This window comes from Acidobacteriota bacterium, from assembly GCA_028875575.1.
Taxonomy (GTDB): domain Bacteria; phylum Acidobacteriota; class Terriglobia; order Versatilivoradales; family Versatilivoraceae; genus Versatilivorator.
The window spans coordinates 17,600-42,191 of the sequence record JAPPDF010000040.1; the positions used below are offsets into that span (position 1 = coordinate 17,600).

Consider the following 24,592-nt stretch of genomic DNA (forward strand, 5'->3'; position numbering starts at 1 on the left):
ATGTGGGAAATGAGACCAAGGGGCTGTATGGCAACGGTCCTCGCCAGTGGAGATCGGGTATCCAATGAAGAGAAGGGAATTTCTTGAAAGCCATGCGGCAAGCCCCCGTCATCGATTTTGAGAAGTACCGCCTGGCCAACGGCCTGCAGGTCATTCTGCATTCCGACGCCAAGCTTCCCGTGGCCCACGTCAACCTGTGGTACCACGTCGGCTCCAAGAATGAGCAGCCGGGTCGCACCGGCTTGGCCCACTTGTTCGAGCACATGATGTTCCAGGGGTCCCGGAATGCCGACGGGGAATATCTCACCTACCTGGAACGGGCTGGAGCCAATATGCGCGAGGGTGGGGTCAACGGCACCACCAGCTTCGACCGCACCAACTACTTCGAAACGGTGCCCAGTGAGGCTCTGGAATACGTGTTGTGGCTGGAGTCGGACCGGATGGGCTATTTGGCCGATGCCCTCACTCAGGAAAAACTGGACAACCAGCGTGGCGTGGTCAAGAACGAGCGCCGTCAGAGCTACGAGAACGTTCCCTACGGACGCGCGCTGCAGTTGATCTTCGAAAACCTGTTTCCCCAAGGGCATCCCTATTCCTGGATCGTGATCGGATCGCAGGAGGACCTGGACGCGACTTCCCTGCAGGAAACCAAGGATTTCTTCCATAAGCACTACGCTCCCAACAACTGCAGCCTGGTGGTTGCCGGCGATTTCGACCGGGTTCAGGCCCGGGAATGGGTGGAAAAGTATTTCGGCCCGCTGCCCCCCGGCCCCCCCCTGGAGCGCCCCCGATTGTGGGTCCCTCGGATGGAGGGTGAACGCCGTGTCACTGTCTCCGACCGAGTGCCTCTGGAGCGCCTCTACCTGGTCTGGCCGGTGCCGGCCTATTTCCACGCCGGAGACGCGGAGCTCGACCTGGCCTCACGCATGCTCTCACGGGGCAAGAACTCGCGGCTCTACCGGCGGCTGGTCTATCAGGAGCAGGTGGCCTCGGACGTATCCGCCTTCAACTATTCCCTGGAAATCAGCGGGCTTTTCGGGGTGGTGGCCACCGCTCGCCCCGGTCGGACCCTGGGCCGCCTGGACGATCTCATCCGGGAGGAGATCGCTGCCTTTGCCAAGGAAGGACCCGACCCTGAAGAGTTGAAACGGGAAAAAGCCAAGCAGGAATTCGAGTTCGTGAGCGGCCTGGAGCGTATCGGGGGTTTTGGGGGGAAGGCCGATCTCTTGAACCAGTACAACACCTTCCTGGGAGAACCCGGTTACTTCCAGGAAGACTACCTGCGCTACCAGCAGTTGGGTGCGGAAGAGGTGCGGAGTGCTGCGGAGACCTGGCTGAATACCTCTCGCAGAGTGGCCCTCAGCTTCGTACCCGAGTCGTCGGCCCGTCCCCGGAGGTCCGAGCCGGACCGGGAGCAGCAGCCCGGCATCGGAAGCCCCAAGTCCTTTCGACCGCCTGCCCTGGCTGTAGAGACCCTCGCCTCGGGCCTGACGGTGGTGGTGGCCGAGCGGCATGATCTTCCCAAGGTGGCCGTCAGCCTGTTGTTGAAGTCGGGGTCTTGTTCGGATCCCCTCTCCAGGCCGGGGGTCGCCTGGATGACCACCGCCATGCTGGACGAAGGCACCCGCTCGAGGACGACTCTGGAGATCCAGGCGGAGTTGGACCGGCTGGGCGCTTCCTTCGGTTCCGGCGCCGAGTCCGAGAACTGTCATCTGGCCCTGGAAGTGCTCAAGGAGCACCTGGAGCCGGCAGTTCGCCTTGTGTCCGATCTGGTTCTGAATTCGAACTTCCCGGCAGAGGAGCTGGAGCGGCAGCGGAAGTTGCGGCTGGACCGCATTCTTCAGGAGCGGAACAGTCCCTCGGCCACGGCTGCCAGGGTCTTCCGATCCCTGTTGTTCGGGGAAGCTCATCCATTCGGGCTTCCAACCGGAGGCGACGAGGCTTCGATGCGCGCCCTGACCCGCCAGGAGCTGGTCGATTTTCACCGAACGCACTGGCGGCCGGGCAACGCCGTCCTGCTTTTTGCGGGAGACATCACATTGGCCGAGGCCACCCGGTTGACCGGGGATTGCCTGGCCGGCTGGGAAGCGGGTGAAGCGCCCAAGATCATCCTGCCTGAAGCCACTCCTCCCGAGGGGATCCGAGTGGTCCTGGTGGACCGCCAGGATGCCCCCCAGTCCCAGATCCGCCTGGGGTCGATCGGTCCCGCACGCAAGGTTGCCGACTACCATGCCATCGAGCTGATGAACGCCGTGCTGGGAGGCAGCTTCAGCAGCCGCCTGAATCTCAACCTGCGGGAGGACAAGGGGTACACCTACGGGGCCTCCACCCGGTTCGCCTACGCCCGACAGGGGGGATTCTGGGTCGGAGGCACGGCCGTGCAGACTCCTGTAACCACCGAGACGCTGGTGGAGATGCACCGGGAAATCGAGTCCATCGGGGGCGCCAGGCCCATCACCCCGGCCGAGTTGTCGACAGCCAAGCAGAACCTGGTGCGTGGTTTTGCTCAGCGGTTCGAGACGTTGGGGCGAGTGGCGGATCAAATGGCCGACCTCTTTGCCTATGATCTTCCCCTGGAGACGCTGGCCGGCTACCCCGCGTCCGTCGATTCGGTGACGCTGGAACAGGTTCGGGCCGCGGCGCGAGGCTATCTGGACGAGACCCGGTTGCTGGTGGTTGTGGTTGGAGACCTGAATGAGCTGGAGGATCCGGTGCGCCGGCTCGATCTTGGGCCGGTGGAAATCGTTGATCCCGCCGGCAAACCGGTGTCGCGATAGCCGCCTCCCGGCGACGCCTGAAACAACTGAGGCGCTGTCCACAAAGGCCGACAAACAGAAATCCACGAAGGCAAACAGGGTCATCCACGAATGAACGCCAATAAAGGGATCGATGGGTTGTTCATTGGGGGGCGTCAACCGAAATCGAGGAGGTTATCTGCCAAGGACACGAAGTGATACCGAAGCAACAAAATTGCAGAAGCATTTTGGTGCCGCCTGCCGTTGAAGGAAGTCCATCGGTATTCGTGTTCATTCGTGGTTCGCTTCTGTTAAGTAATCGGCCGTTTCACCCTCCAAGGGTCCGCGCGGTAGCGCGGGCCGCGGCCCCCCGGGCGAGCTTGACAGGTATCGGTTCGATGCAATAGATTGTGCCGCGAGAATCCGGCGGCACCGTCGCATTCATCCCTGTGCCCAACCGCCCTGATTGAAACCGATCTTGCCCAGTTTTCAACGTTAAGGAGAACACAGATGAGTCAACCTTGGAAAACCGACAGCTGGTTTGCCAGCCCCTGGAACTACGCGCCGGAAGCCACTCAGGGCATGAATTTTCCGGAGCAGATCCGCATTCACGACGTCACCCTGCGCGACGGGGAGCAACAGACGGGGATCGTGTTTCGCCGTCAGGAGAAGGTGGCGATCGCCAAGAAGCTGGCCGCGGCCGGTGTCCACCGCATCGAGGCGGGCATGCCGGCGGTTTCGGCTGAAGACGAGGCGGCCATCAAGGACATTGTGAGCCTGGACCTGGGTCCGGAGATCTTCTCCTTTGCGCGCTGCATGCCGGCCGACGTCAAGATGGCCAAGGATTGCGGCGTCGACGGCATCATTACCGAGATTCCCTCCAGCGACCACATCATCAAGCACGCCTACGGCAAGAGCATGGACTGGGCCATCAAGGCATCCATCGACACCACCCTGGCGGCCAAGGAGGCGGGCCTGTACACGGTCTTCTTCACCATCGACAGCACCCGGTCCGACCTGAACAGGTATATCGACCTCATGGAGCAGGTCTCCACCGAGGGACACATGGACTCGATGACCCTGGCGGACTCCTTCGGCGTTTGCACACCCCAAGGCATCGCCATGGTGGTGAGCAAGCTGCGGTCCCGCTTCGCCCAACCCATCGAGATCCACTGCCACGAAGACTTCGGTCTGGGGGTGGCCAACACCATCTCGGCCCTGGCCAACGGAGCCTCGGTGGCCCACGTCACCGTTACGGCCACCGGAGAGCGCGCCGGCAACGTTCCCCTGGAAGACACCATCATGGCCCTGAAGGTCCTCTACGGCGTGGATACCGGCGTCAAGACCGAGGGCTTCTACGAGCTGTCCAAGCTGGTACAGGAGTTGAGCGGGTTCAGCGTGCCCCCCAACCGGCCCATCGTCGGCGACTCTCTCTACCATATCGAGTCGGGCATCGTGGCCATGTTCCACGGCCGCTGCAAGCAGGCGGAGCCTCTGGAATACATTCCGTTCCTTCCGGAAGTGGTCGGCCGACCGGCGGTAGATATCGCGCTGGGCAAGGGGAGCGGCCTGGCCAATATCGAGGAGCACCTGGAGCGCAGGGGACTGCAGGCCACGCCGGAGCAGACCAACGAGATCCTGGCTCAGGTCAAGCAGACTTCCATCGACAGCAAGCGTCTCCTGTCCGACAGCGAGTTCGACCGGATTGTGAAGTCGGTCCTGGAAGGGACGCCGGCCTCGGTCTGATACCGCCTCCCTACGGCAGGTAGCGGACAGGGTGACGTCAGGCGGGAGCCGGAGCACCACCCTCGGTTTTCCGCCGAAGTTTGGACAAAGGAGGCTTCTTTCCATGTTCAAGAGCCTGGATGAACTGGTAGCTGCGGCCATCAGCGAGGGGCCCGCCGTCATCGCGGTGGCCTGCGGCCAGGATCCGGACGTGCTGCAAGCGCTCAAGCAGGCCCAGTCCATGGGTTTGGCCCAGGGCATCCTGGTGGGTGACCGCTCCAGGATGGAACCCATGGTCGAGAAGGTCGGACTGGAGCCGGCTCCCGACCAGATGATCCACGAGCCCGACCAGGCCCTGGCGGCACGGAAAGCCATCGGCCTGATTCGGGAAGGCCGGGCCAGCCTGCTCATGAAGGGAAAGATCAACACCTCGACCCTGGTCCGGGCGGTGCTCGACAGGGAGAACGGCCTTCGCACCGGGCGGCTGCTGAGCCAGGTGATCGTCTTCCAGGTGCCCGGAATCCAGCGGCTGATGGTCATGACCGACGCCGCCATCAATATCGCTCCCAACCTGGCTCAGAAAGCCGAGATCTGCCGCAACGCCATAGAAGTGGCTCACGCGATCGGTGTGCCCAAACCCAACCTGGCCGTCCTTTGCGCGCTGGAGTTCGTCAATCCCGAGATGCCGGCGACGCTGGACGCGGCCGGCTTGACCCTGATGAATCGGCGCGGGCAAGTCTCGGGAGCCTACATCGAAGGACCCATTGCCCTGGATTCTCCCCTGAGCCGGTTTGCCGCCGAGCGCAAGGGCATCGACAGCCCCCTGGTGGAGGCCACCGATATTTTTGTGGCCCCCGATATCGAGGCGGCCAATATCCTCTACCGTGCCATTCTCTACTTCGCCCAGGGAGAATCGGGCGGCATCGTCCTGGGAGCCCGGGTTCCGCTCATTCTGCTGTCCCGGGCGGAGACTCCCGAAACCAAGATCCGATCCATCGCGCTGGCCGTTCTGGTCGGGAAGGCCGCGGGCGGCTCCGCGGGCTGAGTCGGATGGGAAACGGCGTTTGAAACCGTCATGAAGATTCTGGTCGTCAACGTCGGATCCACTTCCTTGAAGTTCCGGCTGTTCCAGATGGAAGACGAATCGGTGGTTGCGGTGGGCAAGGTGGAGCGCGTGGGCAGCCCCAGTTCGCCGCTGAGCTACCAGTTGGGCGACGGTCCCGCGCAGGAAAGGGATATCCGGGCTCCCGACCATCGGGCGGCCATCGAGCAGGTGCTCGATATCCTGACCGATCCGGCGTCGGAGGTTCTGGCGAGCCTGGAGGAGCTGGATGCCATTGGTTTCAAGCCGGTTCACGCCAAGGGCATTGCCGATTCGGTGGTGGTGACCGACGAGGTCATCCAGGCCATGGAGGACTACATCTTCCTGGCTCCGGCCCACAATCCTCCTTACATCGAGGCCTTCCGCATCTTCCAGCAGCTTCTGCCCGAAAAGACTCTGGTGGGGGTGTTCGAAGCCGCCTTTCACAAGACCATTCCCGATTACGCCAGAACCTATGGGATCCCCTATGAGTGGGCCGAGAAACACGCCATTCAGCGCTACGGGTTTCATGGAGCCTCTCATCGCTACATCTCCTGGCGCGCCCCCGAAATGGCCGGGCGCTCCGGCCGGGACCTGAAAATCATCTCCTGCCACATGGGCGGGAGCGCCAGCATCTGCGCCATCAGGGACGGTCGGTCCATTGAAACCAGCATGGGGTTTTCCCCCCAGGCGGGCCTGTCCCACGCCACACGCAACGGCGATCTGGATCCCTTTGTTCCGCTCTATCTCATGCAGGAGGAAGGCCTGAGCGTGGACCAGGTGCGGGAAGGCCTATCCCAGCGGGGAGGGCTCAAGGGAATCTCGGGTCTGAGCGGGGACGTGCGGGACCTGGAAGAAGCGGCAGCGGCAGGGAACCCCCGAGCCAAGCTGGCCCTGGAGGTGCTGGTACACGAAACCAGGAAGTATATCGGAGCCTATTCGGCGGTCCTGGAGGGCCTGGATATTCTGGCCTTTACCGGAGGAATCGGCGAAAACGGCATCCGGATCCGACAGTCCGTTTGCCAGGGTCTGGAGTATCTGGGCATTCGGATCGACCCCGACAGGAACCAGGTGCGTGGCAGGGACACGGTGATTTCCGCCGAGGGGTCCGAGGTTTCGGTCCTGGTCATCCTGGCCAATGAAGAGCTGGTGATCGCCCGCGAGACGGCGCGGCTGGTGGCCGAGTCGGGCCGGGGGTAGCGGATTTCCCGAAGCTGCCGGTCAGGATCAACCCATGTCCTGTACCGAAATCGATACACCCGATCGGGCGCTGCGGGTCACCGCTTCCGTAAACTGCATGTACTTGAGGCCATCCTCGAAGCTGGTGTGAGAGATTTTTTCCTCGCCCCGGATGGCATTGATGAACTCCTCCTCCACCCGCCAGCTTCCTTCCAGTTCAGCCGGGATGGCGATCGGCGCGAGATCGCTGTCCCCCCGCTTTCCACCTGACAGTTGATCGGCATCCAGATCGTAGCAAAGAGTGCCTTCGCTGCCGAACAGCCAGGTCCTGGAAATCGAGGCGGCCAGCCCGGTCACCGCGCTGAACTGCATTCGTGCCTGGGCCCCGCAGGCCATCTTCGCCAGGATGTCCACGTGGTCGGGGATGGTGATAGTCTGCAGTGCTCCCCCCGCAGTAGAGCGCTGGGTGACGTTGACCTGGGTCATGGCCATGACCTCGACGGCTTCGCCCACCCAGCGCATCAGGGCCTCGTACCAGATCCCCATGGCCAGAATGTTCATACCGCTCAGGTTGCGATCGTGGCGCCAGTGCAGTGGGCCGGATCGGTCCAGGAAGCTGTTGGCGTTGTTGGTGACGTCCACCGCCAGGATTTCGCCCAGGTAGCCTTCGGCCACCAGCTTCCGGATCATGCCGTCCACCGTCAAGGTGATGGGGGAGGGAACGATCTGGGTCACCAGGTGTGGGTTGGCCTGGGATTCCTCCAGCATCAGCCGGGCCTGGCCGGCGTCCATGGCCATGCGGGCCTCGGTCATCACGTGCTTGCCGGCCTCCAGGGCCGCCAGGGTGATGGGGCAGTGGAGATAGGGCCAGGTGCCGATCACGACCGCGTCGATCTCGTCCGAGGCGACCAGCTCCCGCCAATTGTCGTGAATGGTGGGGATGCCGAACTCCTCGGCCACCCGTTGGCTGGAGGCCTGGCTACGGTTGCAGACGGAAACGATCTCGACGCCCTCCTGGGCCTGCAGTCCTGGAATGTGACGCACGCGGGTATTGTCGCCCGCGCCTACGATGCCGATGCGAATGGCCGATGCCATGGATCTAACCTCCAGTTCGAATTTCAGGGATTGTTCCGTTTGTCATGAAAGGGGTGGTTCTACGAGTCACGGGTTGCCGCTTTCCTGGTGGGATCCGCGTTCCGAAAGAGGGTCAGGGAGCGCGGCGCCCACCCGCTCCGGCCCGGCGGGTGCGGTCAGCTTCCAGGGGCCGTCTTCCGCCATGGACGCTTCCAGGCTCAGCAGCCTGCGCTTCCGCTGCAGTCCCCAGCGATAGCCTCCCAGCCCACCGTCGCTGCGAACAACCCGGTGACAGGGGATGAGCAGGGCCACCGGATTGGCGGCGCAGGCGCTGGCCACTGCCCGGACACCGCCTGGATTGCCCAAGGCCTTCGCCAGGCTTGCATAGGTCAGGGTCTGGCCGAGCGGAATCTCCCGGAGCCGGCGCCAGACGGTTCGCTGAAAAGCCGTTCCCCCCGGTTCGAGCGGGAAAGACAGGTCGACCGGTTCTCCCCCGAGAAATCGGTTGACGGGTTCGAACCACCGTTCCGGTCTCTCCAGGCCGGGACCGAGGGTGTGCCGCCCAAACCGCCTCTCCAGGGCCTCGAGAAGCTCCTGATCTCGGTCTCCCCACATCAGGCTGCACAGCTCCTGCGAAGTGGCCGCAATCAACAGTCGTCCCAAGGGCGAGTCGCCAATGTGGCAGTCGATCCGCGGGTTGTTTTCGACGCTCATGGCCTCACATCCGGGGTAGCCGGAGTAAGGGCTGCCGCCGGTTTCACCCCGGCCTCATTGTACTGTAGCGGGTTCCGATTCCCAACGGTAAAGCCGGGACCACTCACGGGCGTGCCGCGCATGCGAGGCGCGTTAGGGGTTGGCGCTATTCGGAATTGTGGATCTGGAGGGGAAGGCGTTTACGGTTCTCCACCTGCAAGGGCGCGGGGCAAGTGGAGTCGCGCAAACCGCGTCAGCATCCGGAACCGCTGATCTCCCGGAGTGCGGACCTGTTGCTCGATTTCACCGGGTTAGAAACGGAGCACTTCATAGCTGGACAAGACCGGGTTCAACGCTCTCGAGACCTCGGCCGTCCGGGTCAGGACTCGATGGGGTCTGGCAGAAAGGCCAAGACGAGTCAAAATCAGGAATGCCAGCCAGGAGGAAACGTTCTTGTGGGTTGTTTTCGTTGCCTCGACACACCTAGGCATGGGCCATCGACATTGTGGATATACGGGAAAATATGTGCCTATCTTAGCCACTTCAATCTCATTAAGTCAACAGTATTGAAATTGTGTGTGAACCTATCACGATAGTTTCAATCTGTTGAGAAGCCAGGTTAGAACGGCAAGTGCGACCTGGCGCGAGGATAATGCCTCAATACCAGTCCCTTAGCCTGACTTCGATGTCGGGATGGGTCTCCAGTGCCCGGGTGAATGCGTTCAGGTCGGAGCCGCGGTAGTGGTAGGGATAGACGATTTCGGGCTTGAAGGCTGCGACGCACTCGGCCGCTTCCTCGGGCGGCATGGTGTAGGGCAGGTTCATGGTGACGAAGGCGATGTCGATGTCGGCTAGAGCCTTCATCTCCGGAATGCAGGCGGTGTCGCCCGAGATGTAGACCCGCTTGCCGCCCAGGGCCAACACGTAGCCGTTGCCTCTACCCTTGTCGTGATAGAGCTTGCCGGGGCTGGGGCCCCGCGTGTGGTTGTACATGGCCACGGCTTCGATCTCCAGGCCGGCCACCACCTTTTTCTGGCCGTTATGCAGCACCACCGCCTCGGTCACGCTCTGGGCCACCGCCTGCGGAGCTACGACCTGGGTGCCGCTCTTTTTCAGCTTCTTCACCTGAGCCGGATCCAGGTGGTCACCATGAATGTCGGTGATGAGGATCAGGTCGGCCTTGGGCAGTCCCGTATAGTCTCCCCGGCCCCAGGGATCGATGTGGATGACCTTGCCCTTGAACTCCAGCATCAGGCTGCCGTGAGTCACCGGGGTGATCTTGAGCACTCCCTCGCTTGTCTGGACCGAGTCGGTGGAGCCAGCCAGCAGGTTGGCCGCGGGAGATAGCAGGACAATCGTCAATGCAAAGTTTTTCATGGCTGTTTCTCCGCAATGAGACTCAATGTGGTTCCGTGGACTCGATCTCGAGGGCTCGGGATGAGTCTTACTCGCCCAGGATCTTTACCAGGACTCTCTTTTTTCTTCTGCCGTCGAACTCGCCGTAAAAGATCTGTTCCCAGGTGCCGAAGTCCAGCCTCCCGTTGGTAATGGCTACCACCACTTCCCGGCCCATGATCTGGCGCTTGAGATGAGCGTCCGCGTTGTCTTCGCCGGTTTCGTTGTGTCGATACTGTCGTACCGGCTCATGGGGCGCCGTCTTTTCCAGCCAGGCTTCGTAGTCGTGATGGAGTCCCGGTTCGTCGTCGTTGATGAACACCGAAGCGGTGATGTGCATGGCGTTGACCAACACCAGGCCCTCGCGAATCCCGCTCTCCCGCAGGCAGGATTCAACCTGACGGGTAATATTGACGAATGCGCGGCGGGAGGGAATTTCAAACCACAGTTCTTTTCGGTAGCTTTTCATGGTCTTTTGACCCCTGCCGGCAGCCTTGGCTCAGGGCTCAAGTCTTTCCACGACCCACTGGGATTCCGCCTGGCGGCGGTAGCGCAGCCGGTCGTTCAGGCGGTCGGGGCGGCCCTGCCAGAACTCAATTTGGTCAGGGGAGAGACAGTATCCTCCCCAGAACGGTGGGAGGGGAATGTCGCCGTCGCCGAATCGGGCTTGAAAGCCTTGCATTCGCTCTTCCAGCACCCGGCGGTCTTCGATCACCTGGCTCTGGTGAGAAGCCCAGGCGCTGAGCCTGCTGCCGGCCGGCCGGCTCTCGAAGTAGCGCGCCGATGCCTCCCGCGAGATTCGCTCGACACTTCCGGAGACGCGCACCTGTCGGGCCAGCTCCACCCAGGCCAACACCAGGGCGGCTCGAGGGTTATCGGCCAGATCCCGGGCCTTGGGGCTCCCGTAGTTGGTGAAGAAGATGAATCCGCGCTCCTCCACTCCCTTCAGCAGCACCATGCGGGCCGAAGGCTTCCCCTGACGACTGGCCGTTGCCAGACAGGCCGCGCCCGGCTCGAAGACCCCGGCGTCGGTGGCATCCTGAGACCACTGCTCGAACTGCAGGATCGGATCGGCGTTCAGGTCCGTTTCGCTCAGGCCTGCCCGGCTGTAGCGTTCTCGAATCTCGTCGATGGACATCCGCTTCCGAGAGGGAGTTTGCCCGACCGAAGTTCCTGAATCGCAACTGATTGGGATCTTCAGAAGGGCTCGAATTATAGCAGATTGAAGCCGCTGGGCGGGCCAGTCGCTTGTACCCGGACGTGCTCCTCCGGAAGCGCCGGTGCAAGGGGGCCGAAGGAGCAAATTCGGTGCCCGCCGGTCGAGGAATCATGGATAATAGGCGGATCTTAACGACAGGGGAGAACCACCATGCCGCCAATCAAGATCGACCTCTACAGCGACACCGTCACCCGGCCGACAGCCCCCATGCGGAAGTTCATGTCCGAGGCCGAGGTCGGAGATGAGCAAAAGTTTGAAGATCCGACCGTCAATTTGCTGCAGGAGAGGGTAGCCGAACTGCTGGGCAAGGAGGCTGGACTCTATCTGCCTTCGGGCACCATGTGCAACCAGATTGCCTTCAGAATTCACTGCCGCCCGGGAGACGAGGTGCTGCTGCATCGCACGGCCCATCCCCTGATCTCGGAAGCGGGAGGACTGGCGGCCCTCTCCAGCGCCATCCCGACCGGCCTGGAGGCTCGAAGGGGGGTCTTCAGCGCCGAGCAGGTCAGGGCGGCCATCCGGCCGCTCAACCGCTATGCCCCGTGCACGCGGGTGGTTTCCATCGAGCAGACCTCCAATTCCGGGGGAGGCACTCCCTGGCCGGTCCAGGCCATTGAAGAGGTAGCCACGGTCGCCCGCGAACATGGCCTGATCCTTCACATGGACGGGGCTCGGCTGTTCAACGCCGTGGTGGCTACCGGGACGCCGGCCCGGGACTTTGCCGCCCCTTTCGATACTGTCTGGGTGGATTTCAGCAAGGGACTGGGAGCGCCGGTGGGTGCCGTGCTGGCGGGGCGCCGGGAACTGATCGAGGAGGCCTGGGTGTGGAAGCAGCGCCTGGGCGGGGCCATGCGGCAGGCCGGAATCATTGCCGCCGGGGCGCTCTATGCGCTGGAGCACCACATCGAGCGCCTGGCCGAAGACCACGCCAACGCCAAGGTCCTGGCCGAGGGTCTGGCGGACATTCCGGGGGTTACCCTGGACCCAGCCGAGGTCGAAACCAACCTGGTGTTCTTCGAAGTGTCCGAGCCGGCGTCGGTCGTGCTGGGCCGACTGCTGGAGCAGGGCGTGCGAGTGAGCCAGCCGGGTCCGCATCGCCTGCGTGCCGTCACCCACCTGGATATCTCCCGCCAAGACGTGGAAGAGGCCCTTCAAGTCGCCCGGCGGTGTCTCGCCTAGATCGAGCGGATGGCAGAGGTTCCATGTCCAAGAAAGGTTTGATCGTCGCCGGCATGGTGGTCTGCCTGGCCGCTATGCCCGTACTCCTGGTTGGGCAGCAGCAGGTCGGGGGCCTCCGGGTCGTCCTGATCGACCCGAGCGGCGGCCTCATTCCCGGAGCCGAAGTCGAATTCAGGGGTTCGGCGCTGATTCGACCGGTCTTCGGCCTCTCCGACGATCAGGGACTGATTGTCAATAACAGTCTGCCACCGGGGACCTACACCCTGACCGCCCGCTGTCCGGGATTCCAGACCGCGGTGAAGGAAGAGGTGGTGGTCCGGGTCGGGCGGAGTTACTCGGTCGAGATGGCCCTGGAGGTCGGCCGCGTCGAAAGCACCATCGTGGTGGAGGGGGGCGGGGCGGCAATTGATACCTTCAAGAGCGAGGCAGCCTCGATCTACACGGGTGAAGGGCTGACCAACGCCGCCGGTGGGCGGGATTTCACCGACTACGCCCGCTTCGCCCCCAGCGTCAATTTCGAAGCGCTGTCGGGAAGCGTGACCTATAGAGGACAGAGGGTCCACGGAATCTCGGTTGACGGTTCCTCTGGCGCCGAGAACGTCTTTTACGTGGACGGTGTCGATACCACCAGCATGTACAACGGGCTGAACAACCAGAAGCTGCGTGTCGAAACCGTGGAGGAGTTCCAGTTGAAGACCGCCGGATACGAAGCGGAATTCGGCGGCGCCATGGGGGGCGTGCTCAGTGCTCGAACCCGGAGCGGTTCCAATGAATTTCACGGCAGCCTGCTGTGGTACGGCAGCGGAAGCGCGCTGACGGGCAGGCCGAGGAAGCGCCTGAGGCTCGATCCTACTCAGTCGGTCGACGTGGCCGAATATGTCTTGGATCCGGAAGACGGCGACCTGACTCACGAATTCGGCTTCACTCTGGGCGGTCCTCTTTGGCGAGACCGGGTCTGGTTCTTCGGAGGACTCCTGTCGGAACTCCGGAATCGGAGGCGCTCGGTCGCGTTTACCTCCGGAGAAGCCGGGCGATTTCAGCGCAAGGACCGGTTGCGCAGCATTCCGGTCAAGATCGATTTCCAGCCTGCCGAGAAAGTCCGGTTGATGGCATCGGCGGTGGCGGACCGGTTGGACTGGAAGGGAGGACTGCCCCATCTCGACGGGACTTCGAACCCGGCGTTCCAATGGGCGGAAGAGGGCTTTGAATACCCGGGCTACACCCTCACGGGAGCCGCCATGATCGCCTTGAGCCCATTCCTGGCGGTGGACGCCCGGTGGGGACTGAATGCCATCCAGACCGAACAACTGCTCGGTCCGGCGCAGGTGCGTCACAGGTTCCCCGAGTCGCCCGGACTGATCGGATACTCACCCGATGACGCCTTGTACCGACCCCGTGGTTTTTCCACCATCGGACATGGTGCAAGCTTCAACACGTCTCAGGATTTTCAGAAAAAGAGCACCGTTTCCCTGAGCGGCAGCTATGTGACCCGCGGGGCCGGCCAACACAACCTGAGATTTGGCTGGCAGTTCAACGGGCTGGCGCACGATATCAACGATGCCTACCAGTTCGACTATATCCTCCACTACTACACCCGACCCTACAACATGGTGAACGGGACGGTTCGTACCAGCACCTGCACCGGCCCCAACGGCGATGTCTACGATCCTTGCGGTTACTACGAACTGCGGACGCCGTTCGGCGTGGTGGCCAACGCCGGCACCCACCGGCATGCTCTCTTCGTTCAGGACGCCTGGACGGTAGGCGGCGCGCTAACGTTGAATCTCGGGCTGCGCCTCGAGCGCGAGGAGATTCCGTCCTTTAGCGATCTTCCGGAATTTTCCAGTGCGGTGTTCCGGTGGAACTTCCCTGACAAGGTCGCGCCTCGGGCCGGTCTGGCCTATGACGTGCTGGGCAACGCCAAGCTGAAGTTGTTCGGCAGTTGGGGATGGTTTTACGACGCCATGAAGCTTGAAATGGCCCAGGGATCGTTCGGTGGGTTCAAGTGGTTGAGCCACTACTACCTGATGGACGACAGTGCGCTCGATTGGACCCGCATCGGCGGGCTGTCGGGTCAGGGAAATTATCCGGGAACCTATGTCGAGACGAGAAACTGGCGTATTCCCTCGTTCGAGGATCTGGACCCCGATCTCAAGCCCATGCGAATGACGGGGACCGTAGCCGGATTCGAGTACGAAGCCGCCCCGGACCATGTGATTTCGGTCCGTTACTCCCGCAAGAACCTTGACCAGGCGATCGAGGATGTTGGCCGCCAGACCCCGGCCGGCGAAGCCTACTACATCACCAACCCGGGTCGTGGCCTCTCGGTCGAGAGGTTTGTCGAAGTCGGCCTTCCGCCCACGCCCAGACCGAAAAGGACCTACAACGCCATTGAATTCCGCTTGCGAAGGGCGTTGGGCCACAACTGGCTTGCAGATGTTGCCTACGTGAACTCCAGGCTTCACGGTCTCTATTCGGGCCTGGGCAGCTCGGACGAGAACGGACGCCTCAGTCCCAACGTCAATCGCGATTTCGATCTCTGGTTTCTCAACTACGACTCCAGGGGCAACCTGATCGATGGACCGCTGGGCACCGACAGAACCCATCAGCTCAAGGTCCATTGGACCTATGTCATGCCGTGGGACATGGAAGTCGGAGGATTCTTCTCAGCCATGAGCGGAGCGCCGATCAGTCGGACAGTCGATCTGGAACACGTGGACGTCATGGTGAACAACCGGGGCAGCGACGGCAGAAATCCAGCCTGGACTCAGACGGACCTCTCCCTGGTCCAGCGTTTCCATCCTTTTTCAGACGAGACGCGATCGCTCGAAATCAATCTCAACGTCATCAACCTCTTCAATCAAGGGACGCCCTTGAGGACCTTTCGGAGCCTCTTCCGCCAGTCCCTTCCCCTGTGGCAACCGGGCGACCCCGTCTCGCAAGTCCTGGACGGCTACGACTACCAGGCGATCGCGGCCTCTCAGGGCGCGACCCGGGACCCGCGCTTCCTGCAGCATGACCGATTCCTGGATCCGATCTCGGCGCGCTTCGGGATCCGTTTCGTCTTTTGAGGAACTGTCTCGGGGAGAAATGAGGAACAAGGTGGAACTGATGCCCTACCACATCGTAGCGGTCAATTTCGAGGGGATTGGTCAGGCTGAGGGGGTTGCCTTCCCACCGTCAATCGGACCGGGGGCCGCGACCTGTGTCATCAGGTCCTCGTTCCATTCGCCTTGCACATTGACGTGGGCCAGTGCACCCAGTTCTACCGCCTCGATCAAGTTGTGGTTCAGGTACGCATAGATGCCCGGCTGGCGGAAAGTGTAGATGGCCGCACCGGCCGAGCCTCCGCGGATGAACCAGGTTTCCAGCCCATGGGCCGGGGGATCGGAGAAGGCACCCTGTTCCCACACGAAGTCTCCATGTCCGCCGATCAGGTGCGGTCTGGAGTCCCGGTTGGCCTGGGAGTGGATGAAAAGGACGGTCTCGCCCACGCGCGCCTTCATGGCGCCGTCGCCGGTCAGTGCGCCGACGCGTCCGTTGAACACGACGTGGGATGGCGTGAGCGTACGCATGGTCTGGAGGGTATCGGCCATGGCCTCGATGGGGCCCTCGAAGGCCATGAACTTTCCGTCTGCATCTCGCGGTACGTAAAAGTCCTGCTCGCCGATGTAGTAAGCCTTGTCGTAGCGGATGGGCTTGCCGTTGCCGTCCTTGAGGCCGGTCCTGGGAAGCACCATGATGGCCCCGTTCATTCCCGAGACCACGTGGTATGGAATCATGGAGCCGCCCGGTGCGCAGTGATAAATGAACGTGCCCGGCTTGATTGCCTTCCATCGCAATACAACCTGCTCGCCGGGCTGAACGTGTGTCAGGGCGCCGCCGCCGAGAGCCCCGGTGGATGCGTGGAAGTCGATGTTGTGCGAGAGTTGGCTCTCGGCCGGATTCTTCAGGGTGAGCTCGATGTAGTCTCCCTCGTGACAGACGATCAGGGGCGCCGGAATCGAACCGTTGAAGGTGAGCGCGTGAATCGCGGTGCCGTCGGCGTCGATGACGCGCTTGGCCTCGTTAACCACAAGCTCGACCTCGACGATCCTGGGGCCTCCCGACGCGACCTGTGTGTGTTCCGGAACATAAGGTGGATCGACCAACTTCTGCCAGACTCGCGGTAGCCCGCGCGTGTCTGTCGGGACCTCGGTGGAGGCCGTCACCGCCCCCCGGGTCATGGCCGACATGGCGGCCAATGGGCCACTTGCCTGCAGGAAACGTCTTCTGCTCATTGAAGACATGAGACACTCCTCTCGGGTCGGCGTCGACCGATCAGTCCGTTGGATTTGATCGGGTCCTTCGTCTGTCGGGGGAGAGGCTCAGCCCGCGGGGCTCATTCCGATTCGAAGGGGCGATAGTTCCTAAAGAAGCTGACCCAGCGCAGGGAGGTCTTGCCGGTGGTTTGGAAATTGGGGAGTCCGCCGCCCTGGTTGGCCGCGGAGGCGCTCAGCCCACCGTCGCCCGTGGCATCGGTCTTGACGATGACATGCAGTTCGGCGGGCAGCCAGACCAGCTTGTCCACCAGCATCACTTCCTTGTAGCGGAGCACCAGTTCTTCATCGGTGATGGGGGCTTTCCGGGGCATGTCGGTGGATTTGGACTCCAGCCGGACCAGCAACTGGTTGTCCAGATCCACCCAGAAACGCCCGCGATAGCCAAAGGGCACCATCCCCTCATCCTTGACTTCTACGGGCCGCAGGGAGTATTCCCGGGGAATCCGAAAGGACACTTTTGCCGTGTTTCGTCCATGCTTTTTCTCCAGGCCCTGGAACTTGAAAGTCGCCCGGGACTGAGGTGTGAAGATTGCGGTCAATACGGGCCCGAATTCCCCCACGTCGCGGAAAAGAGGATACTGGCTGACCTGTTTGTAATGGGGTGACTGGTCGAAGTAGCTCACCTCGACCTCATAGATTCCCCTCTGGGTCCAGCCTCTCCGGCCAAATGCCTGGTAGGACCGGGTGCCTTGGTTGCAGACAAAATCCGGTAAGGAGTGGACGTATCTCAGCACCCTGTTTCTGACCGACTCCAGGAATCGCGGCCAGTTCTCGACCGTGGGCACGGTCCCAAGCGGCAGGAGATTCACATTGGGGGGCGGCGGAGGCGATTTCTCCGTGCCTTTGGGTTCAGCGGGGAGGATGCCGGGAGCTGCGGCCGGCTGGACGGTGGTCGTCCGTTTCCCTCCCAGCTCTTTTAGGACATTTACAATGGCCGCGTCGGCCTCCTGGGCTTCCAACTGCTTCAGAAAGGCGTCGGTGACCGTGAACCCGATCCCTCGTTCGCGAATCATCCCCACCGCCCGCTCGACGGTGATTCCGAACTTGGAAGCGGTCGCGATGGTGGTGACCTGTTCGGCCGTCAGAGGTGGTTTGGCTTCGGCGGTCCCGGCCAAGCCCGCCGAGAGCGTGAGAGTGAGCAGAACCAAAAGCCCAATCCTGAGGGGTGGATGAGTCATGGTTGTGTCGTTCCCATTACGAGATTTGGTTCCCAAGTATAGCATTGAACAGGCGGCCCTTCCCCCATTATAGGGCAGCCTCTGGCATCGAGCCAGCGCGCAGCCTGACAACAGGACGACTACCCTGTTTCACGGGGCCGTTGCCTGGGCTCGGTTCATCACCTATAATTCCCAAGTTCAGCGGACGGCCGCCGGCTGGGTACCGATCCGTTGACCCTCCCTCCTTCCGATCTCCCTCACAATTAAGGTCGGGCCGCAGTCTTCCCGCGCACCCAGCGCCATGGTGCCGGATTGCGTATGGCTGCGTCCCCGCGCCGGCGGGCGGCCCGCTGTCGCCGGCGATCGCCGGAGGTGAGGATGCTGTTTAAAACGCTGAGTGCAGCTGTTTTCGGGATCGATGCCTACGTGGTCGAGGTAGAGGTGGATGTTTCCCCCGGAAAGGCCAACTTCCTGACAGTAGGGCTGCCGGATGCGGCAGTCAAGGAGAGCAAGGAGCGGATCCGCTCGGCCGTCAAGAACTGCGGAATGGACTTTCCCTTCAGGAACATTACCGTGAACCTGGCTCCGGCCGGCATCAGGAAGGAGGGCTCGGCGTTCGATCTTCCCATGGCCATGGGCATTCTGGGAACGGTGGGAACGCTGCAGAGACAGGACCTCGGCGACTGGTTGTTTCTGGGGGAACTCTCCCTGGACGGAGGATTGCGTCCGGTCCGCGGGGCTCTGCCCATTGCCGTGGCCGCCCGGCAGAAGGGGATTCACCACCTGGTCCTGCCAGCGGAGAACGCCCGGGAAGCCGCGGTGGTCGCCGGCCTGTCGGTCTTCGGTCTGAAGAATCTGGTAGAAGTGGTGGATCTGGTCAACGGCGCCCGGGAGTTTCAGCCGAACGAGGTGGATCCCCGGCGTCTATTGGCCGCACAGCCCCGATCCCCGCTGGACTACCGGGACGTCAAGGGGCAGCTCACGGCCAAGCGGGCTCTGGAGGTGGCGACCGCCGGCGGGCACAACCTGATCATGATCGGTCCTCCCGGATCCGGAAAGACCATGCTGGCCAAGCGCATCCCCACCATCCTTCCGCCGCTTACTTTCGCAGAGGCGATTGAAACCACCAAGATCCACTCCGTCGGCGGCGTCCTCGCAAACGGCGCCGGGCTGATCAACCGGCGACCCTTTCGGGCTCCTCACCACACCATTTCCGATGCCGGGTTGATTGGCGGGGGAGCGCTGCCGAAACCGGGGGAGGTCAGCCTGGCCCACCACGGTGTCCTGTTCTTGGATGAGCTTCCCGAGTATGCCCGCAATGTCCTGGAGGTGTTGCGCCAGCCGCTGGAGGACGGCGAAGTGACTATCGCAAGGGCCGCCCTTTCGCTGACCTTTCCGTCGCGCTTCACCCTGGTGGGAGCCATGAATCCCTGTCCCTGTGGCTTCTACAACGATCCGGGCCGAGCCTGCTCCTGCACTCCGAGTCTCATCCAGCGCTACGTGGCCCGGATCTCGGGGCCTCTGCTGGACCGGATCGACATTCACATCGATGTCCCGCCGGTAGCCTACGCCGAGCTGTCGGCGAGGACCAGCGGGGAGCCCTCGCAGGACATTCGGGGACGAGTCACCCGCACCCGGGAAATTCAACAGCAGCGCTTCGCCGAAGCCGGGATCTACTCCAACGCCCAGATGACGCCTCGCCTGATTCGTCGTTTCTGTGATATTGGAGTGGAGGCGCAGCGGCATTTGGAGCGGGCCATGACCCGAATGGGCTTCAGCGCCCGCGCCTACGATCGGATCCTCAAGGTGGCTCGCACCGTTGCCGATCTGGATCAGGCGGAGGTCATACGGCCCCACCACATCTCGGAGGCCATTCAGTACCGCAATCTGGACCGGAATTACTGGATGGGAACGTCACCGGCGGAGCAGGTTTAGCCGTGTGAAAAATACTGCTAACCACAAGAAGCACAAAAGGCACAAGTTGTGTTTTTGTGCCCTTTGTGGCCATTCCCGGTAAACGCCCGGCTGCCGAATTTTGCAAAAGGCACCACAATAGACTTCAAGATAGACAGGATGCCCTACCAATGGCTCAAGTCACTCCCCACTCGCCACTCTCCACTAATCTCTCTCCACTCTTCAACCCGGGTATGTGAGAGCCAGGTGAACCTCCTCCAGCGTCAACCCGGCCGGGCAGTTGGGCTGGACCCGGACGGTCAACTCATTGGTGCCCTGATGGATCCGGCCGGGGGGCAGTTTCCAATCCATCCAGGCTGTGCCGCCGGAACCTGGCCGTCGAATGCCGTCAGCCGCGGCAAGCCGAACCCCGTTGATCTCAAAGGCGGCCTGATCCGGCCGAAGCGGCCTCGACCAGCCAATGCGCAATTCCGTCTCCGGGCGCGAGCTGCCGCCGCCACTCTCCTTCAAGTCGTCCCCGACAGGAATGGGGATCCGCTTCTCTTGTGAGCCCGAGGCAGTCGAGAACGTCACCGGCAGCGGTGCCCGAGGGCAGATGTGGGCGATGTAGCCGGCTTCCTGGGTGCGGTCGACGGTGTAGAGCTTGTCCAGGCGGGACAGTACCGCGGCCTCTCCCGTTTCCTCGGCGATCTGCTGCTGGTGGGGGTCGTGGACCTCGGGAGTTCCTCTGCCGCCGCGAATGCCGGACATCACGAAGAGATTGAACCAGTAGAGGCCGTCGGCCCCCGCCGACCAGAAGCGCTGGGCTGCGGCCCGAGCCGCTCGAATATCCTGGAAAGCCCGGGTGGAGCCGCTCAGGCAGGGATAGACCGGGATGCCCGCCCTATGGCCCAGGTCTATCCAGGTCTCGACCGGAGTGGTGAAGGGGACATAGCCGGCGCCGGCAACCAGCAGGTCCACCAGGCCTTCCTGGATCCATGAGGCGGCGTCCACCCCGTTGTTCAGGGAGAGTTCGGGCGTGTCGGCCACGCGCATGGCCAGTTGGATGGTCTTGCCCTTCTGCCTCGAAATGTCCCGCAGGCGGCGGCGCACCGTTCGCACGAAGTCGGTCAAGAGCGGGACGTGTTGTCTCTCCGTTCCCGGTTTGAAGAAGAAGGGGTGGCGGCACCAGTCCAGCTCCACGCCGTCCAGGTCGTAGCGCTGGCAGGCTTCTTCGATCGCTTGCAGGTACCGTTGGCGCACCTCGGGATGGGCGTAGTCCACCGCACACCAACTGAACCACTCGGAGGAACGGACGCCGAAGGCTTCCCGGGTCGACCTCAGGGGATGTTCGCCCTCCTTTCGATTCCAGCGCAGGAAGGGCTGAAAGGAGTCCGAATCGGAAATGCTTGCCAGCAGAAACTGAGGATGTCGACGCTTGAAATGGTTGAGCCGTCCCGGGATGAACGCGTCGTGGATGTCGTTCATGCGGAAGGAGAAGACGCACTCCATGCCGTGCCGCCGGGCGAAGTCCACGGTGACCCGGATGGGATCGTTTTCCGGCCCCATGGGATAGGTGGTTTCCCAGTGGCGCCTGGTTACGTATCCGCAGTAGTAGATGCTGTCCACGTGGGTGCCCGGCAGGGTCTTCATCCGTCGCGCCAGAAATCCCTCGGGGGTGGTGGCCAGGGGGGAGTAGCTGTCGTCGCCGTCATTGTTGTAGATCAGCCGGGGCCGCTTGCCGCTGCCGCCGGAGCCCTGGGCCGGGGCGGCGCGGGACGGGTTGAGGCCCTGGGCGCCTGCCAGGCTCAGGGAGGTGGCCGAGGTTCTGAGAAATTCTCTTCTGGTTTGCACCGGGTCCTCCTCAAGGCCGCTTCGGGGCGGAGTTTTCTGGTTCGTCAAGGTTCCTGCAATCCGGGCACTTCCGCAGCCGTCTTGCGGCGCCACAGGGTGTATTCCCGGTCGGCTGGCGGGAGGCGCCTTAGCTTGGCATAAATCAGGCTGAAAGGGTAGGAGACTGCCAGGCAGATGACCATCGCGAGGGCCCCGTAAAATATCCAGTGGGTGTCCGAATAGTTCTGGATGTAAACCTGCGAGGGAATGCTGACCAGGCAGGTGGCGATCAGCCAACCGCCGAAATTTCCCCTGCGGGTCAGAATTCCCATGAGGAACAGGGCGGTGACGGGCGAGGCCACGTAGCCGCCAACCATGCTGATCGCCTTGAGGATTCCCTCGATCTGTGAGACCAGCAGGCCGGAAGCGGTGGCCAGCAGCCCCAGACCGACCGTCAGTCCGCGGGCGATCTGGAGACTGCGGCGGGAATCCAGGGCGCGCTTTCTCAATGGCTGGATGAAGTCCACCAGGATCAGGGTGCTCATGGAGTGAATGCCGGAGTCGACGGTGGACATGGCGGCGGCAAAGACGGCGGCGATGATCAGGCCTGAAATGCCTGCCGGCAGGGCATGGATGATGTAAAACGGGAGGATCTTGTCGCCGCCGATCCCTTCGGCCAGACGTTCCGGAAACAGGGAGAAGTAAGCGAAGAGTCCCAACCCGATAAAAAAGAGAAGCGCCAGAAGAATGATTTCCAAGACGTGATCCAGAATCTGCGCCTTGACCATTCCTCCAAACGTCTTGATCGAGAGCAACCGCTGGACAGGCACCTGGCTGGTGCCGTACTGGCCGAAGGCGATGATGAAATAGCAGATCACCACCGTCAGGCCGTTTATTTCCGAGAAGCTGAAGGTCAGATCCAGCAGCGGCAGCTTGTCGTTGGCGGAAGCCATTTCCATGATCCGGTCCATCCCCCCGGGCACGCGCTCCACCAGGGAAAGGGTGATCAGGACGGCCCCGAAGGTCAGAACCAGAAATTGCACCACGTCGGTCCAGATCACTGCAGCCATCCCGCCCAGGGTGGTGTAGGCGGTGGCCACCAGGCCCATGACAATGATCGCGCTCCAGAGGTCGAGGCCGGTGACCGTGGAAAGCGCCAGGGCCGGCGCATAGAGGGCAATGCCCATCCAGCCCAGCAGTTGCAGAATCGAGAAGAAGGAAGCGGCGTAGCGGGATCGGCTCCCGAAGCGCAGGCCCACGTATTCGTAGATGCTGGTGACCCGGAGCCTGCGGTAGATGGGGAAAAACAGCAGAATGACCAGCGGCGCGGCCAGCAGGGTAGCCGGCAGCCCCACAACCAGAGCGGCATTCTCCTCGTAGGCCACCTGCGGTGCGCCCAGGTAGGTGATGGCACTCAGAACGCTGGCGACCACGCTGAGGCCGACCGCCAGCCAGGGCATGCGCCGGTTGGCCAGGAAGTAGGTCCCGGTGTCTTTCTGCTTGCCGGATAGACCCAGGGCCAGACCGACCACCACCGCGAAGTAACCCAACAGGACCAAGGTGTTTAGAGTTCCGAAGGATGGTGCTTCCAGAACCTCACCCCCTCAGGGTTGCGGTAGGGTGGTGCTGCTGCCGAGCAGGCCGAAGCCGACGGTTCATTCTGGGGCAGCTTCAGCTTGACTTCCCGGCGGCTTCTTCGGCCGACTGGGGGCGATTGGTAACGTCTCCGCCCAGCCAGCGGTAGGGTCTGGGGTAGAGGGCCAGGGATCGGTCTTCCAGGGGCAGTTTGACCGGGCGATTGCCCCGCTGGGCCGACAGCTTGCAGGCGATGGCGATCTCGAGGGCCTGCCGCAGGTCGTGGCCCGAGATGAACAGCTCCCGTCCCTTGTCCACGGCATCCAGGAAGGAGCGAATGGCCGTGACCAGGTAGTCGTCCCCGTACCAGGGGGCTTGTTCCGTTCCGGGAATGGTCCCCTTGGTCTGTTTGACGTAGTCCAGCCAGAGGTTGGGAGCATATTGGGGGTCCACCTCCTGGCGGGCGCCCTTGCTATCGGTCCCCTTATAGACCTGGGGCTCGTTCCAGTTCCAGCGGACCAGGGCGTCGTCGGTCCAGGCCTCCACGCCGCTGTAGGGAGTCTTTTGGCCGAATACCGTAGCCTCCAGTCCGGAATCCAGGTAGAAGAGGCCGTTGATGATCAGCCCGGCGTCGTCTTTCTCCGGAGCCAGCGCTTCCAGGGGGCTGCCCCAGGCAATCAACTCCTGTACTTCCGCTCCGGCAAAAAGCCTCAGGACCGAGAGATGCTGGCAGCCTCCGCCCGAGATCTCGCCACCGAAACTGTGGATCGCAGCTCCCTGAAGAGTGCCCCATCTGCCTCCGTTCAACTGGCGGCCGGCCTCCTGGACGTTCCACTTGGCCCGCTGCAGGTTGCCGCCGGCAAAAACCACCCCCCGCTGCTTGCAGGCGTCCACCATGGCGTCGGCGTCCGACAACCGGGCCGCGATGGGTTTGTCGGTGGAAACCCCTTTGACCCCAGCCTCGGCGCAGGCGATGACCGCATCCTTCATGAACTTGGTGGGAGTGATGACGGCGGCGACGTCAGGCACCACCTCCTTCAGCATGGCGGGCGCATCCTTGTAGAGCGCCTTGACTCCGAAACGCTCGCCGACCACCTTTCGCCGCTCCGGGTTCCACTCGGCGATGGCCACCAGCTCGGCGTCGGGCATGGCGCGGTAGACTTCCGCATAGTACTGGCCCATTCGCCCGCAACCGATAATGGCCACCCGGTGTTTCTCCTTGCGGCCGGCGGCTTGGCTGGGGCCTGTCAGCCCTTGGGAGGCCGTGCATCGCAGTCCGGTGGCCGCCAGCGTCAGCGCGGCCGATTGCAGCAAGAAGTGTCTTCTTTCCATGGGTTTTCTCCCCTCGGGTTGTTGCCGGCAGGTCGGTACTGCAGTCCGCATTTCTCACCAGGCCGCTGGTGGCATGACGAAAGGTAGTTTATCTTTCAGTTCCTTGATTGGCTCCATGGTAAGGGCTTGCAGGTAACAGACGGCGCTGGGCATGCCCTGGCTTGTCCTTTTCCCTTCAGCGCGCACATGCTCCCTCGACC

17 protein-coding genes are annotated in these 24,592 nt (G+C 62.5%); 7 read left to right on the forward strand and 10 right to left on the reverse strand.

What is annotated here, in order from left to right; all coding sequences use genetic code 11:
* Window positions 1-92 precede the first annotated feature (92 nt).
* From OXI69_05790 to OXI69_05805, 4 genes are all read left to right on the forward strand, one after another.
* Window positions 93-2,777: a pitrilysin family protein gene (locus OXI69_05790; protein MDE2665642.1), complete on the forward strand. Its 2,685-nt coding sequence runs from the start codon at window positions 93-95 to the stop codon at window positions 2,775-2,777.
* 468 nt (window positions 2,778-3,245) lie between these two features.
* Window positions 3,246-4,481, forward strand: coding sequence for a pyruvate carboxyltransferase (locus tag OXI69_05795; GenBank protein ID MDE2665643.1), 1,236 nt, complete (start codon window positions 3,246-3,248; stop codon window positions 4,479-4,481).
* 103 nt (window positions 4,482-4,584) lie between these two features.
* Entirely contained in the window at window positions 4,585-5,505 is a 921-nt protein-coding gene (locus OXI69_05800; GenBank protein ID MDE2665644.1) for a bifunctional enoyl-CoA hydratase/phosphate acetyltransferase, read from the forward strand.
* A gap of 30 nt (window positions 5,506-5,535) precedes the next feature.
* Window positions 5,536-6,741 carry an acetate kinase gene (locus OXI69_05805; GenBank protein MDE2665645.1) on the forward strand — a complete coding sequence of 402 codons (1,206 nt, stop codon included), beginning with the start codon at window positions 5,536-5,538 and terminating at the stop codon, window positions 6,739-6,741.
* 27 nt (window positions 6,742-6,768) lie between these two features.
* Here the strand turns inward: OXI69_05805 and OXI69_05810 are convergent, their stop codons facing one another.
* The 5 genes from OXI69_05810 to pdxH form a co-directional block, all read right to left on the reverse strand.
* Complete coding sequence (locus tag OXI69_05810; GenBank protein MDE2665646.1) at window positions 6,769-7,815, reverse strand: Gfo/Idh/MocA family oxidoreductase; 1,047 nt, start codon at window positions 7,813-7,815, stop codon at window positions 6,769-6,771.
* Between the two features lie 66 nt (window positions 7,816-7,881).
* Window positions 7,882-8,508, reverse strand: coding sequence for a methylated-DNA--[protein]-cysteine S-methyltransferase (locus OXI69_05815; protein MDE2665647.1), 627 nt, complete (start codon window positions 8,506-8,508; stop codon window positions 7,882-7,884).
* A gap of 636 nt (window positions 8,509-9,144) precedes the next feature.
* Window positions 9,145-9,864: an MBL fold metallo-hydrolase gene (locus OXI69_05820; GenBank protein MDE2665648.1), complete on the reverse strand. Its 720-nt coding sequence runs from the start codon at window positions 9,862-9,864 to the stop codon at window positions 9,145-9,147.
* A gap of 67 nt (window positions 9,865-9,931) precedes the next feature.
* Entirely contained in the window at window positions 9,932-10,351 is a 420-nt protein-coding gene (locus OXI69_05825; GenBank protein ID MDE2665649.1) for a secondary thiamine-phosphate synthase enzyme YjbQ, read from the reverse strand.
* Window positions 10,352-10,381: 30 nt separating this feature from the next.
* Window positions 10,382-11,020 (reverse strand): pyridoxamine 5'-phosphate oxidase, encoded by a 639-nt coding sequence (gene pdxH, locus OXI69_05830; GenBank protein ID MDE2665650.1) that lies wholly within the window; start codon window positions 11,018-11,020, stop codon window positions 10,382-10,384.
* Between the two features lie 231 nt (window positions 11,021-11,251).
* Here pdxH and OXI69_05835 point away from each other — a divergent pair, with 231 nt between their 5' ends.
* Together OXI69_05835 and OXI69_05840 are read left to right on the forward strand one after the other, a co-directional pair.
* Window positions 11,252-12,280, forward strand: a complete 1,029-nt coding sequence (locus tag OXI69_05835) for a threonine aldolase family protein (GenBank protein MDE2665651.1) — start codon at window positions 11,252-11,254, stop codon at window positions 12,278-12,280.
* A gap of 23 nt (window positions 12,281-12,303) precedes the next feature.
* The gene (locus tag OXI69_05840; protein ID MDE2665652.1) at window positions 12,304-15,351 is read left to right on the forward strand and encodes a carboxypeptidase regulatory-like domain-containing protein; all 3,048 of its coding nucleotides are present in this window, start codon (window positions 12,304-12,306) and stop codon (window positions 15,349-15,351) included.
* Window positions 15,352-15,432: 81 nt separating this feature from the next.
* On the opposite strand, the gene nirK is transcribed toward OXI69_05840, so the two are convergent.
* Window positions 15,433-16,506, reverse strand: a complete 1,074-nt coding sequence (gene nirK, locus OXI69_05845) for a copper-containing nitrite reductase (GenBank protein MDE2665653.1) — start codon at window positions 16,504-16,506, stop codon at window positions 15,433-15,435.
* Between the two features lie 155 nt (window positions 16,507-16,661).
* Complete coding sequence (locus OXI69_05850) at window positions 16,662-17,780, reverse strand: hypothetical protein (GenBank protein MDE2665654.1); 1,119 nt, start codon at window positions 17,778-17,780, stop codon at window positions 16,662-16,664.
* Between the two features lie 357 nt (window positions 17,781-18,137).
* On the opposite strand from OXI69_05850, the gene OXI69_05855 reads away from it, so the two are divergent.
* A complete protein-coding gene (locus OXI69_05855; protein ID MDE2665655.1) occupies window positions 18,138-19,694 on the forward strand; it encodes a YifB family Mg chelatase-like AAA ATPase in 1,557 nt (518 codons plus the stop codon).
* A gap of 201 nt (window positions 19,695-19,895) precedes the next feature.
* Here the strand turns inward: OXI69_05855 and OXI69_05860 are convergent, their stop codons facing one another.
* From OXI69_05860 to OXI69_05870, 3 genes are all read right to left on the reverse strand, one after another.
* Window positions 19,896-21,506, reverse strand: coding sequence for a hypothetical protein (locus OXI69_05860; protein MDE2665656.1), 1,611 nt, complete (start codon window positions 21,504-21,506; stop codon window positions 19,896-19,898).
* A gap of 44 nt (window positions 21,507-21,550) precedes the next feature.
* Window positions 21,551-23,044: a sodium/solute symporter gene (locus tag OXI69_05865; protein MDE2665657.1), complete on the reverse strand. Its 1,494-nt coding sequence runs from the start codon at window positions 23,042-23,044 to the stop codon at window positions 21,551-21,553.
* 112 nt (window positions 23,045-23,156) lie between these two features.
* Window positions 23,157-24,392 carry a Gfo/Idh/MocA family oxidoreductase gene (locus OXI69_05870; GenBank protein MDE2665658.1) on the reverse strand — a complete coding sequence of 412 codons (1,236 nt, stop codon included), beginning with the start codon at window positions 24,390-24,392 and terminating at the stop codon, window positions 23,157-23,159.
* Between the last annotated feature and the right edge of the window lie 200 nt (window positions 24,393-24,592).